Origin of the sequence: Bacillus cereus group sp. BfR-BA-01382 (genome assembly GCF_022663475.1) — a bacterium.
In the GTDB taxonomy this organism is placed as follows: Bacteria; Bacillota; Bacilli; order Bacillales; family Bacillaceae_G; genus Bacillus_A; species Bacillus_A thuringiensis_S.
Window position 1 is genome coordinate 1 of sequence record NZ_JAKUFQ010000442.1, and the last position, 222, is coordinate 222.

Below are 222 nucleotides of genomic sequence, written 5' to 3' on the forward strand. Positions count from 1 at the left end.
AAGCGAAAGTTAAAGAAGTGAAGGAAACTGCTAAAGAAGTAAAAACTGAACAACCACAAAAGGCAGAAGCGAACAACGTGGTGGAAAATAAAAAGCAAGAAGTTAAGCAAAAGGTAAAACAAGATGCGAAGCAAGAAGTAAAATCAATTGCTCCACAAAAAAATGTAGTTGCACCTCAGCCGAAGGTAGCACAAGCACCACAACAACACACTGTTAAAGATG

Annotated in this window: 1 pseudogene; it reads left to right on the forward strand. The window is 38.3% G+C overall.

Going from position 1 to position 222, the window contains the following annotated elements:
* A pseudogene (locus tag MR160_RS34640) lies at window positions 1–222 on the forward strand (hypothetical protein); the annotation flags it as partial.